The 758-nt window shown below is 64.9% G+C and carries 1 protein-coding gene; it reads left to right on the top strand.

Features of this window, described 5'->3' with window-relative positions; all coding sequences use genetic code 11:
* A partial coding sequence (locus tag A5692_RS18550; protein ID WP_231984371.1) for a condensation domain-containing protein occupies positions 1-758 on the top strand: 758 nt, incomplete at both ends.

Here is a 758-nt window from a genome sequence, read left to right on the forward strand (position 1 = left end):
TGCCGTTGTCGTTTGCCCAGTCCCGGTTGTGGTTTATCGATCAGTTGCTGGGCCGGTCTGCGGTTTACAACATGCCCATCGCGGTGCGCCTCACGGGGCCACTCGACGTGGACGCCCTGCAGGCTGCGATCGGTGATCTGGTGGGCCGCCATGAAAGCCTGCGCACCGTGTTCTCGGCGGTTGATGGGGTTCCTGAGCAGCAGGTGGTGCCGGTTGAGGGGGTCGAGTTCGGCTGGGCGGTGATCGATGCCAGCGGCTGGCCGGAAAGCCGGTTGGGTGAGGCCGTGGGCGCGGTGGTGCGTCGCCCGTTTGATTTGGCTACCGAGATCCCTTTGCGGGCACGGCTTTTCGGTGTCTCTGGCGATGAGTATGTGCTGGTGATCGTGGTGCATCATATCGCTGGGGATGGTTGGTCGATCGCCCCGTTGGCGCGGGATTTGGGTGTGGCTTATGCCGCCCGTGCTCAGGGCCAGGTCCCTGGTTGGGTGCCGTTGGCGGTGCAGTACGCCGACTACACACTCTGGCAGCGTGAGCAGTTGGGCGATCTTGATGACTGCGGTAGCCGCATCGGCGGGCAGTTGGCTTATTGGCTAGACGCGTTGGCCGGCGTGCCTGAGCGCCTGGTGTTGCCTACGGATCGGCCGTATCCGGCGGTGGCCGATTATCGCGGGGCCAGCCTCCCGATCGAGTGGCCGGCGGGGTTGCAGCAGCAGATCACCCGGCTGGCCCGCGAGCATGATGCGACCAGTTTCATGGTG

Source organism: Mycobacterium sp. E342 (assembly GCF_001667665.1).
Lineage (GTDB): Bacteria > Actinomycetota > Actinomycetes > Mycobacteriales > Mycobacteriaceae > Mycobacterium.